16 protein-coding genes and 2 pseudogenes are annotated in these 13,111 nt (G+C 70.1%); 4 read left to right on the top strand and 14 right to left on the bottom strand.

Annotated elements, in window-relative coordinates:
• The 3 genes and pseudogenes from TSO221_RS10215 to efp form a co-directional block, all read right to left on the bottom strand.
• Nucleotides 1-292: pseudogene (locus tag TSO221_RS10215) on the bottom strand (hypothetical protein); the annotation flags it as partial.
• A gap of 161 nt (nucleotides 293-453) precedes the next feature.
• Nucleotides 454-1,296, bottom strand: a complete 843-nt coding sequence (locus TSO221_RS10210; RefSeq protein ID WP_109118387.1) for an inositol monophosphatase family protein — start codon at nucleotides 1,294-1,296, stop codon at nucleotides 454-456.
• Nucleotides 1,297-1,306: 10 nt separating this feature from the next.
• A complete protein-coding gene (gene efp / locus TSO221_RS10205; protein WP_109118386.1) occupies nucleotides 1,307-1,873 on the bottom strand; it encodes an elongation factor P in 567 nt (188 codons plus the stop codon).
• Between the two features lie 190 nt (nucleotides 1,874-2,063).
• Between efp and epmA the strand changes: the two genes are divergently transcribed.
• Nucleotides 2,064-3,104: an EF-P lysine aminoacylase EpmA gene (gene epmA, locus TSO221_RS10200; RefSeq protein WP_109118385.1), complete on the top strand. Its 1,041-nt coding sequence runs from the start codon at nucleotides 2,064-2,066 to the stop codon at nucleotides 3,102-3,104.
• 119 nt (nucleotides 3,105-3,223) lie between these two features.
• On the opposite strand, the gene TSO221_RS10195 is transcribed toward epmA, so the two are convergent.
• Nucleotides 3,224-4,216, bottom strand: a complete 993-nt coding sequence (locus tag TSO221_RS10195; RefSeq protein ID WP_109118384.1) for an MDR family oxidoreductase — start codon at nucleotides 4,214-4,216, stop codon at nucleotides 3,224-3,226.
• Between the two features lie 154 nt (nucleotides 4,217-4,370).
• On the bottom strand, nucleotides 4,371-5,681 hold the full coding sequence (locus tag TSO221_RS10190; protein WP_109118383.1) for an outer membrane protein transport protein: 1,311 nt from the start codon (nucleotides 5,679-5,681) through the stop codon (nucleotides 4,371-4,373).
• A gap of 206 nt (nucleotides 5,682-5,887) precedes the next feature.
• Between TSO221_RS10190 and TSO221_RS10185 the strand changes: the two genes are divergently transcribed.
• The gene (locus tag TSO221_RS10185; RefSeq protein WP_146208757.1) at nucleotides 5,888-6,232 is read left to right on the top strand and encodes a hypothetical protein; all 345 of its coding nucleotides are present in this window, start codon (nucleotides 5,888-5,890) and stop codon (nucleotides 6,230-6,232) included.
• On the opposite strand, the gene TSO221_RS10180 is transcribed toward TSO221_RS10185, so the two are convergent.
• From TSO221_RS10180 to TSO221_RS10155, 6 genes are all read right to left on the bottom strand, one after another.
• A complete protein-coding gene (locus TSO221_RS10180; RefSeq protein ID WP_109118381.1) occupies nucleotides 6,229-7,032 on the bottom strand; it encodes a TSUP family transporter in 804 nt (267 codons plus the stop codon). The genes TSO221_RS10185 and TSO221_RS10180 overlap by 4 nt on opposite strands.
• A 4-nt stretch (nucleotides 7,033-7,036) precedes the next feature.
• Nucleotides 7,037-7,687 (bottom strand): thiamine phosphate synthase, encoded by a 651-nt coding sequence (gene thiE / locus TSO221_RS10175; RefSeq protein ID WP_247877997.1) that lies wholly within the window; start codon nucleotides 7,685-7,687, stop codon nucleotides 7,037-7,039.
• 2 nt (nucleotides 7,688-7,689) lie between these two features.
• Nucleotides 7,690-8,619, bottom strand: a complete 930-nt coding sequence (locus tag TSO221_RS10170; RefSeq protein ID WP_109118380.1) for a class I fructose-bisphosphate aldolase — start codon at nucleotides 8,617-8,619, stop codon at nucleotides 7,690-7,692.
• A 93-nt stretch (nucleotides 8,620-8,712) separates the two neighbouring features.
• Nucleotides 8,713-9,006 (bottom strand): type II toxin-antitoxin system RelE/ParE family toxin, encoded by a 294-nt coding sequence (locus TSO221_RS10165; RefSeq protein WP_109118379.1) that lies wholly within the window; start codon nucleotides 9,004-9,006, stop codon nucleotides 8,713-8,715.
• A 3-nt stretch (nucleotides 9,007-9,009) separates the two neighbouring features.
• Nucleotides 9,010-9,282 carry a hypothetical protein gene (locus tag TSO221_RS10160; RefSeq protein WP_109118378.1) on the bottom strand — a complete coding sequence of 91 codons (273 nt, stop codon included), beginning with the start codon at nucleotides 9,280-9,282 and terminating at the stop codon, nucleotides 9,010-9,012.
• Complete coding sequence (locus tag TSO221_RS10155) at nucleotides 9,279-9,686, bottom strand: hypothetical protein (RefSeq protein ID WP_146208756.1); 408 nt, start codon at nucleotides 9,684-9,686, stop codon at nucleotides 9,279-9,281. Before TSO221_RS10155 ends, TSO221_RS10160 begins: the two co-directional genes overlap by 4 nt.
• A gap of 99 nt (nucleotides 9,687-9,785) precedes the next feature.
• On the opposite strand from TSO221_RS10155, the gene TSO221_RS10150 reads away from it, so the two are divergent.
• Complete coding sequence (locus tag TSO221_RS10150) at nucleotides 9,786-10,145, top strand: type II toxin-antitoxin system HicB family antitoxin (protein WP_109118376.1); 360 nt, start codon at nucleotides 9,786-9,788, stop codon at nucleotides 10,143-10,145.
• 111 nt (nucleotides 10,146-10,256) lie between these two features.
• Nucleotides 10,257-11,012, top strand: a complete 756-nt coding sequence (locus TSO221_RS10145) for a Crp/Fnr family transcriptional regulator (RefSeq protein WP_109118375.1) — start codon at nucleotides 10,257-10,259, stop codon at nucleotides 11,010-11,012.
• A 7-nt stretch (nucleotides 11,013-11,019) separates the two neighbouring features.
• Here the strand turns inward: TSO221_RS10145 and TSO221_RS10140 are convergent, their stop codons facing one another.
• The 3 genes and pseudogenes from TSO221_RS10140 to TSO221_RS10125 all read right to left on the bottom strand — a co-directional run.
• On the bottom strand, nucleotides 11,020-11,685 hold the full coding sequence (locus TSO221_RS10140) for a sensor histidine kinase (RefSeq protein WP_158284044.1): 666 nt from the start codon (nucleotides 11,683-11,685) through the stop codon (nucleotides 11,020-11,022).
• Between the two features lie 80 nt (nucleotides 11,686-11,765).
• Nucleotides 11,766-12,341, bottom strand: coding sequence for a hypothetical protein (locus TSO221_RS10135; protein ID WP_109118373.1), 576 nt, complete (start codon nucleotides 12,339-12,341; stop codon nucleotides 11,766-11,768).
• Nucleotides 12,342-12,788: 447 nt separating this feature from the next.
• A pseudogene (locus TSO221_RS10125) lies at nucleotides 12,789-13,111 on the bottom strand (glyceraldehyde-3-phosphate dehydrogenase); the annotation flags it as partial.

The raw sequence follows: 13,111 nt of genomic DNA, 5'->3' as shown, positions 1-13,111 counted from the left end.
CCACCGGCGGGCCGGCCGTCAGGTCGGGCAGCGGCGGCGGCTCGATCGGCTGCGGCGCGGCGAACGGCTGCGGCGCCTTGACCGACTTCTGCGTCGGCAGCCGCGGCGGCGGCGGCACCGGCATCGGCACGGCGTTCTCGAGCGTCAGCGTCGCCGATCCCTGAGCGGGGGCCGCGGCGGCCGGCGCCACCAGCGCAACGGCGAGCACCCCCATCCCGGTCAGGGCGGCGGTGACGGCCTGCGCGCGGAGCGGCGACCGCCACCCCACGCGCGTGTTGCGAACTCGGTTCATGCGACCGGAACACCCTCTGGTGGACAGCGTGGCTAACCCTTTACACGGGTTTGACGCCGCACCATAGCCCATCGATCGGTGTAGCGACAATTCCCGACGCGGGGGAGAGAACGGTTCTCCCCCAACGGTCTAGCCTAGGACCACGTCGGCCGGTCGGCGGATCAGCCGGCCTTGGGGGCCTCTGGAGCCGGGGCGGGCGCCGCCTGCTTGCGCTCGACCGAGCGCAGCAGCTTGGCCAGCGGCATGTTGAGGTGCGTGTTGGTGGCCAGGATGGTGCCGCCGTGCACCGGGTCGCGGCCGCCGCCGATCTCGCCGACGAAGCCGCCGGCCTCGGTCACCAGCAGCACGCCCGCCGCCGTGTCCCAGGGCGACAGCCCGCGCTCCCAATAGCCGTCGTAGCGGCCGGCCGCCACGTAGGCGAGGTCGAGCGAGGCGGCGCCGAAGCGACGGATGCCCGCGACCTCGGTCATGATCGCCTCGGCTTCGGCCAGGAACTTCTTGTGGCCGGGGCGGCCCTTGAAGGGGATGCCGGTGGCGACCACCGAATCCTCCAGCCGCCGCCGCTCGGACACGCGCAGCCGCTTATGGTTGAGGAAGGTGCCGCCGCCCTTCTCGGCCCAGAACATCTCGTCGTGCACGGGTTCGTACACCACGCCGGCGACGATCTCGCCGTTCTTCTCCAGGGCGATGGAGATCGCCCAGTGCGGCAGGCCGTGCAGGAAGTTGGTGGTGCCGTCGAGCGGGTCGACGATCCACCGCGTGGTCTCGTCCCTGCCCTTGGAGGCGCCGGCCTCCTCCAGCAGGAAACCGAAGTCGGGCCGTGCCTTCTGGAGTTCGTCGCGCAGCGTCTTCTCGGCCTTCATGTCGGCGTTCGACACGAAATCCGACGGCCCCTTGCGGGAGACCTGGAGCTGCTCGACCTCGCCGAAGTCGCGCACGAGGGCCCGCCCCGCCTTTTCGGCGGCGCGGGCCATCACGTTGATGAGAGCGGAACGGGTTGCCATGACGAGGGGGTCAGTCCTTCGCGCGCTCGACGTATTCGCCGGATTGGGTGTCGACGACGACGCGGGTGCCCGCCTCGATGTGCGGCGGCACCAGGATGGAGACGCCGTTCTCCAGCTTGGCCGGCTTGTAGGACGAGGAGGCGGTCTGGCCCTTGACGACCGGGTCGGCCTCGGTGATCAGCAGCGTCACCTTGCCGGGGATTTCGACGCCGAGCGGCGCGCCCTCGTGGCTTTCCACGGTGACTTCCATGCCGTCCTGCAGGAACACGGCCTGGTCGCCGATGACCTCGCGCAGGATGGTGACCTGCTCGAAGCTTTCCTTGTCCATGAAGGTGAAGGCGTCGCCTTCGGAGAACAGGAAAGTCATCTCGTGCTGGTCGAGGCGGGCGCGCTCCACCGTCTCCTGCGTGCGGAACCGCTCGGACAGGCGGTTGCCGGTGCGGATGTCCTTGCCCTCGAGCACGATGAAGGCGCCACCCTTGCCGGGCTGCACGATCTGGGTCTTCTGGATGACGTAGAGCTTGCCGTTGTGTTCGAGCACGTGGCCGGCACGCATCTGGTTGGCGTTGACCTTCATAGGACGATTCCGTGATTTCCAAGAAACAGGGCGGCGCGGAACCTAGCAGCTTGCCGCACGCGAGGCAACGCCGGGCGGAGGGGTAGGCATGCGCGCAGGGAAAACCGCGGCGCAGCGCGGATGTTGCGGAGGCTTTTCGCCGATGGCCGTGGTTTGCTAAGCAGCGCCATCGCGCACGAAAGGCTTTCCCATGCCCTCCTTCTGGCACCCCGATATCTTCGCCCGCCGCCGTCCCCACCTCGCGGTGCGCAGCCGCGTGCTCGGCGCGGTGCGGCGCTTCTTCGAGGAGCAAGGGTTCACCGAGGTGGAGACGCCGTGCCTCCAGGTCTCGCCGGGCATGGAGCCGCACCTGCACGCCTTCGCGACCGAACTGGTCGGCCCGCACCCGGACGAACGCCGCCGGCTGCACCTGCACACCAGCCCTGAGTTCGCCATGAAGAAGCTGCTGGTGGCCGGGATGCCGCGGATCTTCCAGCTGGCGCGGGTCTTCCGCAACGCCGAGCGCTCGGCCACCCACCACCCGGAGTTCACCATGCTGGAATGGTACCGGGCGGGGGAGGGCTACCGCACGCTGGTGCAGGACTGCGTCGACCTCGTGCGCGCCGCGGCGGAGGCCGCCGGGCGGCGGCGCTTCGCCTTCCGCGGCCTGGAGTGCGATCCCTTCGCGCCGTGGCGGGTGCTGACGGTGCAGGACGCCTTCGCCGAATACGCCGGCATCGACCTGCTGGCGACCTACGACGGCAGCCACGAGCCAGACCCGGCGCCGCTCGTCGCCGAGGCGGCGCGCGTCGGCGTCCGTACGGGGGCGGGCGACCGCTGGGAGGACGTGTTCTTCCGCATCATGTTCGAGCGCATCGAACTGTACCTGGGCGCCGGCGTGCCCTGCGTGCTGACCGACTATCCGGTGTGCATGGCGGCGCTGTCGCGCCCGAAGCCGGAGGACCCGCGGCTGGCCGAGCGCTTCGAGCTGTACGCCTGCGGCCTGGAACTGGCGAACGCCTTCGGCGAGCTGACCGATCCGGTGGCCCAGCGCGCCCGCTTCGAGGCGGACATGGAATTGAAGGAGCGCCTGTACGGCGAGCGCTTCCCGGTGGACGAGGATTTCCTGGCGGCGCTGGAGCACGGTATGCCGGAGAGCAGCGGCATCGCGCTGGGCATCGACCGGCTGGTCATGCTGTGCAGTGGCGCCGAGGAGATCGACGACGTGCTTTGGGCGCCGGTGGCCGGGTAGGAAACATAGCCCTCCCCCGCCTCCGGCGGGGGAGGGTTGGGTGGGGGCTATAGCCTCCCCGATAGGCCGCTGCCCCCTCCTAACCTCCCCCTGCTCCGCAGGGGGAGGGATTCAGTGCCTCACGCGATCTTCAGCACCACCCGCCCGCGGATCTGCCCGGCGAGGATCTTGTTCGCCAGCTCCGGCAGCGCCTCGAACGGCTGCACCTCGTACATCGCATGCAGCGCGTCCTTGTCCAGGTCGCGGGCCAGCCGCGCCCAGGCGGAGGCTCGCCGGTCCTGCGGCGCCGCGACCGAGTCGATGCCGAGCAGCGTGACGCTGCGCAGGATGTGCGGCAGCACCGTACCCGGCAGATCGGCGGAGCCCGCCAGACCGCACGCCGCGACGGCGCCGCCCCACACCGTCTGCGACAGCGCGTTGACCAGCGTGATGCCGCCCACCGAATCGACGCCGCCGGCCCAGCGCTCCTTCTGCAGGGGCGGCCCCTTCTCCAGCAGCGCGGCGCGGTCGATGAAGCCGGTGGCGCCGAGGCTGCGGAGGTAGTCGTGCGTCTCCGGCCGGCCGGTGGAGGCGGTCACCGGGTAGCCGCGCCTGGCCAGCAAGGCCACCGCCACCGAGCCGACGCCGCCCGCGGCCCCCGTCACCAGCACCTCCTTGCCGCCGGGCTGGATGGTGCCCCACTTCTCCAGCGCGTCGACGCACAGCGCCGCGGTGTAGCCGGCGGTGCCGATGCCCATGGCCTCCTCCGGCGAGAAGGCGTCGGGCAGGCGGGTCAGCCATTCCGGCTTCAGGCGCTGGAAGCGGCTGTAGCCGCCCCACTGCGTCTCCGACAGGCCCCAGCCGTTGACGATGACCTTCTCGCCCGGCTTCCAGTCGGGCGAGCGGGACTCGACCACCGTGCCGGACAGGTCGATGCCGCCGACCATCGGCATCTTGCGGGCGATCCGCCCCTTGCCGCTGGCGGCCAGCCCGTCCTTGTAGTTCACGGTGGAGTAGGCGACCTCGACCAGCACGTCGTTGTCGGGCAGGTCGGCGAGCGTCAACTGCTTGAAGCCGCCCTTCGGCTTGCCGTCGGCGTCCTCGATGACGAACGCGGTGAAGCTGTCGGCCATGTCTCTCGGTCCTCCCGGTTGGCGCGGTGATCGACGGCAACTATGCCACGCCGCCGCCGCGCGGCAACCCGGCCCGAACGCAAAACGCCGCCGGAGCGGGGCTCCGGCGGCGTTTCGTCGCGATCGGCCAAGACCCGATCAGAAAAAGACCCGGTCAGAAGGTCAGACGCGCCTGCACGCCGATGATGTCGATCGAGTTCTCGTACTTGACGTTCAGGTTGCCGCGGCCGCGGTTGGTGCCGGTGCCGGTGTCGCGCAGGGCGACCTCGGCGTCGCGCACGAAGACGTGGCTGTAGGCGGCGTCGAGCTGCAGCCACTCGGTGACCTTGTAGCCGGCGCCGATGGAGAGCCAGTAGCGGTCCTGCTCCGGGATGCGCGGGGTGCGGTGCTCGGTGCCGACCGAGCCCTTGTCGAAGGCGACGCCGCCGCGCACCGTCAGCGCGTCGCTCACCTTGTACGCGGTGCCCAGGGCGACGAACCAGGTGTCCTTCCAGCGCTCCTCGGTGACCGAGTTGGCCAGCGTGTCGAAGTCGATGTTCAGCTCGTAGAACTTCGACCAGTTGGTCCACTGCACGTCGCCCATCACCGACCAGCGGTCGGTCAGCTCGTGGTAGACGCCGAAGTTGACGCTGTCCGGCGTGACCAGCTTCGAGCTGATCCCCTGGTCGCGGAAGGTGGTGGCGGTCGCCGTCGGGCCGCTGAAGTCGGCATCGCCCTTCAGCTTGTGCTTGACCGCCGAGCGGTAGGACAGGCCGACGCGGGTGCCCTGCATCGGCTCGTACATCAGGCCGGCGGTGGCGCCGACGCCCCAGGCGTCGCCCTTCAGGTCGACGGTGGTGTCGAGCCGGCCGGCGAGCGCCGGGCTGGCCAGCAGGCCGGCGTCCACCACCGACGACAGCTTGGCCTTGGCGTACTGGATCTGCAGGCCGGCGCCCAGCGTCAGCGTCGGGTGGACGCGGTAGGAGACGGTCGGCGTGAAGTTGTAGGTGCGCAGGTCGGAGCGGACGCCGTGGTACCGGCCGATCCAGTTGTTGCCGTAGTCGGTGACCAGACCCCACGGGCCGTTCATCGCGAGGCCGACCTTGAGGTCCGGCGTGATGGCGTAGCCGAGGTAGCCCGACGGCAGGATGGCGTCCTGCGCGATGTCGCCCGGCGAGGCGTTGCCGGTGATGCGCGAGCCGGTGACGCGGGTGGCGCTGGCCGACTCCACCGTGGACTTCGGGATGATGCCGGTGACGGTCTGCACGAATTCGAAGTTCTTCACCATGCCCAGCGCCGCCGGGTTGAAGAACATGGCGCTGAGGTCGCCGTTGCCGCCCGCGGTGACGCCCGCGTACGAGGTGCCCTGGCCGGAGACGCTCTGCTCCTTCAGCGCGTAGCCGGCGGCGTGGGCCGACAGCGGCGCGGCGACGGCGGCCACCGCGGTGGCGGCCAGAAGATACGTCCTGAGCGGCGTCTTGAGCATGCGTTTTCTCCCCTGTTCAACGCTTTGATCGTTATGGCCGCACTTTCGCGGAAAGAGTGGTTGACGTAAAGGGTAACCTATACCGCGGATTCGGCCGATAGTCATAGGCACGCACAGTTGGCCGCGAAGTGTGACATTTCAGCAAAAGGCTGTGTCCCGGACGCCTGCGCCGGTGAACATCCGCGGCCGGTCGGTGTTGAAGCGGCATGCGCGGACGATTGCTGGCCATCGCCGCCGCCCTGGCCGTGCTGGTGGGGTGCGCGGGCTTCGACCCCGACAACCCGATCAACGGGCGCTGGTCGGTGCAGGCGCCGTTCGGCCCGGGCTTCACGCTCGGCACCTACACCTTCTACCGGGACAGCGCGGAGATCCTGGGCATCGACCAGGACGTCGATTACGCCATCGACGGCAACCGCGTGCAGGTCGTTCCGCGGGGCTTCGGCCCGACCCTGGACATCCGCCTGATCGACGCCAACACCGCGGAGCTGACGGAGCCGCTGACCGGCTCCCGGTTGACCCTGCGGCGGCTGCGGGAGCGTTCCGGCTTCTAGCCGAACAGCCCCACCAGCCACGCCAGCGCGTGCCGCATCGGGTGGTCGGCGTCGCTCCACACCAGCTTCGCGGTGATGGCGAGCGAGGCGACCACCAGCATCGGCCGCACCAGCCGCGCGCCGTTGCGGATCACCATGTGCGCGCCCAGCTGCGCGCCGGCGTAGGCGCCCACCGCCATCGTCAGTCCGATGCTCCACACGATGGACCCGCCGGCCAGGAAGCCCAGCAGCGAGGCGATGTTGCTGGTGAAGTTCAGCACCTTGGTGTGCGCCGTCGCCTTGCGCAGGTTGAAGCCGGCCAGCGCCACGAAGGCCATGGTGAAGAAGGTGCCGGTGCCCGGCCCGAAGATGCCGTCGTAGAAGCCGATCCCCGTGCACACCAGCAGCGCGAAGGCGCCTTCGCCGATGCGGCGGTGCGCATCGACGTCGCCGGCCTTCGGCGACAGCAGCAGATACAGCGCGATGCCCACCAGCAGGAAGGGGATGGCGTCCTGCAGAAAGCTGGCGTCCACCACCTGGAGCACCGCCGACCCGGCCAGCCCGCCGACGAGCGCGCAGGCGATCATGCCCTTCATGGCGCGCGGGTCCACCTCGCCGCCGCGGACGAACCGCACGGTGGCGGAGAAGGCGCCGAAGCTGGACTGCAGCTTGTTGGTGGCGATGGCGGCGGCCGGTGGCAGCCCGGCCCACAGCAGCGCCGGCACCGTCAGCAGCCCGCCGCCGCCGGCCATCGCATCGACGAAGCCGGCGATCAGGCTGACGCCGAACAGCGTCGCCAGGAGGTCGAGGCCGATCTCCACGCCGTCAGCCCGCCAGCGCCCCGGCGATCGCCGCGTTGTAGGCCTTCACGGCGGCGCCGGGTCCCTGCGGGTGGTTCCACACGCCGCCGACCACGGCCAGGAAGTCGGCGCCGGCCGCGACCAGCGGGCCGCAGTTCTCCGGCGTGATGCCGCCGATGGCGACGCAGGGGATCTCCATCATCTCCGCCCACCACGCCAGCAGGTCGGGGGTCGCGTGGTACTCCGCATCCTTGGTGGCGGTCGGGAAGAAGGCGCCGAAGGCGACGTAGTCGGCGCCGGCCTCGCCGGCCTCCATGGCGAGGTGCCGGCTGTCGTGGCAGGTGACGCCGACGATGGCGTCCTTGCCGACGATCTGCCGCGCCTTGGCGTAGGGCGTGTCCTTCTGGCCGACGTGCACGCCGTCGCAGCCCATCTCCTTGGCGAGGGCGGGATGGTCGTTGAGGATGAACGCCACGTCGCGCTGCTGCGCCACCGGGCGCAGGGCGTCGCAGGCGCGGCGGACCGCGTCGTCCGAGCAGTCCTTGAGGCGGAGCTGCACGCACGCCACGTCGCCGGCGTCCAGCGCTTCGGCCAGCTGAACGGCGAACGCCGCCGGCTCCAGGGCCGGCGGCGTCACCAGGTACAGGCGGCAGCTTGATTCGGTCGCTTGAGGCACCGTCAGTCCTTGCCCTGGTAGATCTTCATGACCCGGTCGAGCAGGGCCAGGGCCTCCTCGCGCGGGCGCTGGAAGGAGTTGCGGCCGATGATCGAGCCGTTGCCGCCGCCGTCGCGGATGGCGCGGGCGTCCTCGAACACCGCGTCCTCGCCCTTGGCGGCGCCGCCCGAGAACACCACGATGCGGCGGCCGTTGAAGGCGCACTGCATGATGTGGCGCACCCGCTCGGCCTGGGTGGCGATCGGGATCTTCCTGGACTCGTAGACCTTCCTGGCCTCGGCCTGCTCGAGGTGTGCGGTGGGCAGCTTCACCTTGATGATGTGGGCGCCGAGCAGCGCCGCCATGTGGGCGGCGTAGCCGATGACGTCCATCGCCAGTTCGCCGTCCTTGGAGACGTCGCCGCCACGCGGGTAGGACCAGATCACCGTGGCGATGCCGGCCGCCTTGGCCTCCGCCGACAGCTCGCGGATCTCCTCGTACTGGTCGTACATGGCGTCCGAGCCGGGGTAGATCGTGAAGCCGATGGCCGAGGCGCCGATGCGCAGCGCGTCCTTGACCGAGGCGGTGACGGCCTGGTCGGCCCCTTCCTTCTGGCGCGACAGGCTGTTGGCGCTGTTCATCTTGAGGATCAGCGGGATCGAGCCGGCGAAGGTCGACGCACCGGCCTCCAGCGAGCCGAGCGGCGCCGCGTAGGCGTTGCAGCCCGCGTCGATGGCCAGCTGGTAGTGGTAGTGCGGATCGTAGCCCGGCGGGTTCGGCGCGAAGGAGCGCGCCGGGCCGTGCTCGAAGCCCTGGTCGACGGGAAGGATCACCAGCTTGCCGGTGCCGCCCAGCTTGCCTTCCATGAGGATGCGGGCGAGGTTGGCCTTGACGCCGGGATTGTCGCTCTCGTAGTTCGCGAGGATCTCTTTGACGCGGCGGGTGAGCTTCATTGCGGCTCGTCTCCGTTGGGGCAGATCGGAACTGGCGCCCTCATAGCCCAGCCCGAGCCGCTTTGCAACGGCGCGCCGGGACGGGAAAACGGCCTATTCCGGGAAGGCGGCGTCGATGTCCCGCGCCCCGTGCAGCACGCGCACCACCTCGATCCCGCCGTTGATCGGCCGGTAGAAGACGACGTAGCTGCCGTGAGTGTGGCTGCGGAGGCTGGGCAGCAGGCGTCCCTGGTTCCGGCCCATCGCTGGGTGCCCGGCGATCAGCGGGCAGGTGTCGCGGAGGTCGAGGACCAACCGGCGCGCCGCCCTGGGATTGTCTTTCCCGATGTAATCGGCGATCTCGGCGAGGTCGATCTGGGCTCGCTTGGCGAATACGACGCGCGGCACAGGTCAGTCCGCATTCGGGTATTTGGCGAGCAGTTCGTCGAAGACGGTGTCGGCGTCGATCACCCGCCCCGCCTCGATGTCGTCGATCCCCTCCTGGAGATCGCGCAGCAGGGCCTCGCGCTTGGCTTCCAAGTCGTCCACCGGCTCGACGGTGACGCGGTAGGGCATGCCGGGGATGAGGTCGTTCTTCAGGCGCGCCTTGATGCTGTCGGGCAGGTCCTCCGCCCGCATCTCGACCGTGATCTTCTCCGGCATGGCGCGCTTGCTCTGGGTCATGGCTGCACTCTAGCAGAACGCGGTCCGGGGCGCACGGGTCCGCACGGAGATGGCAGGTCCCTCAGCACCACGGCCCCGCCGCCTGCCGCGATGGCCGCGAGCTGCTCCGCCACCCCCTGCAGCCCGGTGAACAGCACGTGCGTCGCCCCGGCGGCCAGCGCACCCAGTGCCTCGCCGGCGCGGTCGCCGCAGTCGTGCACCACGATGCAGCCGCCCCCCGGCACCGCCGCGCGCGCCGCCTCCGCCATGCGCAGGAGCCACAGCGCGCCGCCGCCCGGCGGACCGACCAGCACCGCCGGCACGCCGTGCGCCGCGGCGGCTTCCAGCGCCGCGCGGGCGTCCTCCAGGCCGTGCACGCGCACCGGCCGGCCGGCGCTGGAGAGGGGAGGGGAAACCCGGATCATGCCCGCGACCATACTTCGCACAACAGAATTGAGGCAGGTCAAACCGTCGCACCCAAAGGAAGGGTATGGTCCCCGCACCGCTTCCCGAGGGACACGGCGATGATGGAGTACAGGGGCTACAAGGCCCAGATCGATTTCGACAGCGACGCCGGCATCTTCGTCGGCCAGGTCATCAACACCCGCGACGGCATCACCTTCTCCGGCCGTTCGGTGGATGAGCTGACGACCGCCTTCCACCGCGCGGTGGAGGATTACCTGGAGCTGTCCAGCGACATGGGCGGCAACGTCGACCGGCCCTATTCCGGCAAGCTCTCGGTGCGCGTGAACCCCATGCTGCACCGGGCCATCGCCACCTGCGCACAGCGCGAGGGCAAGACCATCGGCGCCTGGGTCGCCGACCGCCTGGGCGAGGCCGCGGGCGTCGTCCGCTGCTCGCGCACCAACTGCACGCGGGCGTGAGGTCCCTCTCCTTACCGTAAGCCGTCCAGTCTATATCCATTGAACGCGTGAACCCATCGCCCCGGCGCGGCGTTCCAAGCGTGGCCTCAACGACCGCGCTCCGGGGTTCCGATGAAGGAAAGTGCCTCTCCGCTCGTCCGCAAGCTGACCCTGCTGATGCCCCTGACCGAGGAGGAGCGTGCCACCCTGGCGCGCCTCGAAGCGGCGGTGCGCCGGGTGCCCGCGCGCGCCGGGCTGTACGTCCAGGGGGAGCCGTTCGGGCGGGTCTTCGTGGTGCGCGAGGGCTGGGCGATGCGCTGCCGCACGCTGTCGGACGGACGGCGGCAGATCACCAACTTCGCCATCCCCGGCGACATCCTGGGCCTGTACGCCAACCTGCTGGAGGTCGCCGACCACTCCGCCGTGGCGCTGACCGACATGGAGGTGGCGGAGTTCGCGCCCGACGCCGTCACCGCGCTGTTCCGCGACCACCCGCGCCTTGCCGTGGCGTTCGCCTGGTGCGGCGCCCGGGAGGAGTCGATCCTGTCGGAGAAGGCCTCCTGCCTCGGCCGCCGCACCGCGCTGGAGCGCGTGGCGCACCTGCTGCTGGAACTGCTGCGCCGCCTCCAGGCGGTGCGCCTGGCGCAGGGCGACCGCTTCCTGCTGCCGGTCAACCAGGAGGTGCTGGCCGACACGCTGGGGCTCAGCGTGGTGCACGTCAGCCGCACGCTGTCGCGCCTGCGCGGTGAGGGGCTGATCGAGACCGACGGGCAGAACCTCTACCTGAAAAGTGTTGCGGGTCTGGCGGAGGCCGCCGACTTCGACGACCTGTACCTCTATTACCGCCGCATGCCGGTGCGCATGCAGCGCCAGCTCGCCGCCGAGTAGCCGGGCCCTACAGCGGCACGCTGAGCGTGACGCTCAGCCCGTCCCCGCTGCGCACCTCGACGCTGCCGCCCATCTGGCGGGCCAGCGCGTGCACGATGGTCATGCCCAGCCGCTGCTCGCCGTCGTCGGCCGTCCGCGGCAGGCCGGGACCATCGTCGGCGACGGTGACCGCCAGCCGGTCCGGGGAGGGCTGCGCGACCTGCACCGCGATGCGGCCGGTCCGCCCACCGTCGAAGGCGTGCTTGAAGCAGTTGACCACCAGCTCCGTCACCACCAGCCCGGTCGGGAAGGCACGGTCGATGTCGAGGCGCACCGGCTCCGCCTCCACCGTCAGCGCCACCGCCGTGGAATCGTCGTAGAAGCGCGACAGGTTGTGGGCGAGCTGGCCGACATAGGCGCCGACGTCCACCGTCGTCTCGCCGGACGTCCGGTAGAGCAGCCGGTACACCTCGGCCAGCACGTCGATGCGCACCCGCAGGTCGCGGAAGGCGTCGCGGATCTCGTCCGAGCTGGAGCGCCGCGCCTGCATGTCGAGCAGGCCGAGGATGAACTGCAGGTTGTTCATCACGCGGTGCTGGAAGTCGCGCAGCAGCGTGGCCTCGTGCCCGGCCGGGTCGGGCGCCGCCTGGGTGGAGCCGGCCGATGGCGCGGGCGGAACGGGGTCGTGAGTCATCGAGGCCATGCTCCGCGGAGGGCGAAGCCTTGACCGTAAGCGGCGGACGACCGTTCCGCATTAACCTGTGATGGGTCTCATCAAAGGGCCGGCACCTCGTGCACGTGCACCCGCTTCGCCGCGTACCGGTTCAGGATGCCGAGTGCGCACTGCTCCTGCTCGGGCGAGTGCAGGTTGACCCACAGCACGATGCCGCCGTGCCGCACCTGGTCGCTGATGGCGCCGACGTAGCGCCGGTGCACGCTGCCGCGCAGGTACAGGCCCACCGCGCCGGTCAGCGCCGCCGCCAGGGTGACGATGGCGATGGTGCCGGCGATGCCGACGCCCGACGCGGCCGCGAATCCCGCCGCGACCACCGCGCCCAGGTAGACGGCGCCGCCGATCAGCACGCCTTCCGCGTCGCCGACCGACGCCTTCGATATGAAGACGGTGCGCGGCACCTTGGGGTCGTCCTCGATCTCCCGCACGTCGGTGTAGGCGATGCCGAGCGTCCGGCAGCGCTCCCCGTCGGCGATGCTCAGGTCGGCCCGGTTGAAGCCGCATTGCTGCAGTTCGGCGACCGCGCCGTCCAGGCGATCGGGATCGTCGAACACCGCCACCGCTTCCCGCACGCGCGCCGCGGGAGCCGTGGAGCCGCTCATCTCCAGCGCCACCATGACTGCCCTCCCTCTGTTCCACAGCATCTTGCCGGGTGGCCCGCGCCTTCTCCGTCGTTTCCGCGATCACGCATGGGCGCGACGTCAAGCGAGACATGGCGTTTTTCGGCCTCTCGCCCTCTCTTCATGCCGTCATCCCCGCGAAGGCGGGGATCCAGTGCTCGCGTCCGCGAGCCGCATGAGTCATGTCGCCCCTGCCGGGGCTCTTCCTGGATCCCCGCCTGCGCGGGGATGACGGCTAAAGCAGTGCTTGCGATGAGCACCAAGCACTTAACGCGGCGTCCTTGCCCAGTCACGCGAATGAGGACGTCAGGGGCGGCCAAGCCCATGAACCGTCTCCGCAGTAAGATTTAGCCGTACCCACGTGCGGCCCAGGCCCTTACCCCGAAAGAGAAAAGGCCGCCCGGGGGGCGGCCTTTCCAATCAGTTCGAAAAACGGGCCGGCGCTTACTTCGCGTTCACCATGGCGACGGCGGTGTCGCTCATGCGGTTCGAGAAGCCCCACTCGTTGTCGTACCAGGTCATGATGCGCACGAAGGTGCCGTCGATGACCTTGACCTCCTCGAGCGCGAAGATCGAGCTGGCCGGGTCGTGGTTGAAGTCGCTCGACACCAGCGGCTCGTCGTAGGCGGTGAGGATGCCCTTCAGCGGGCCGGCGGCGGCCTCCTTGATCGCGGCCTTGATCTCGTCCGCGGTGGTGGCGCGCTTGGCGACGAACTTGAAGTCGACCACCGAGACGTTCGGGGTCGGCACGCGGATGGCGGTGCCGT

The sequence above is a fragment of the Azospirillum sp. TSO22-1 genome (assembly GCF_003116015.1).
Classification (GTDB): domain Bacteria; phylum Pseudomonadota; class Alphaproteobacteria; order Azospirillales; family Azospirillaceae; genus Azospirillum.
The sequence above is the reverse complement of the archived record's forward strand: the minus strand, read 5'-3'. Positions and strand labels throughout refer to the sequence as shown.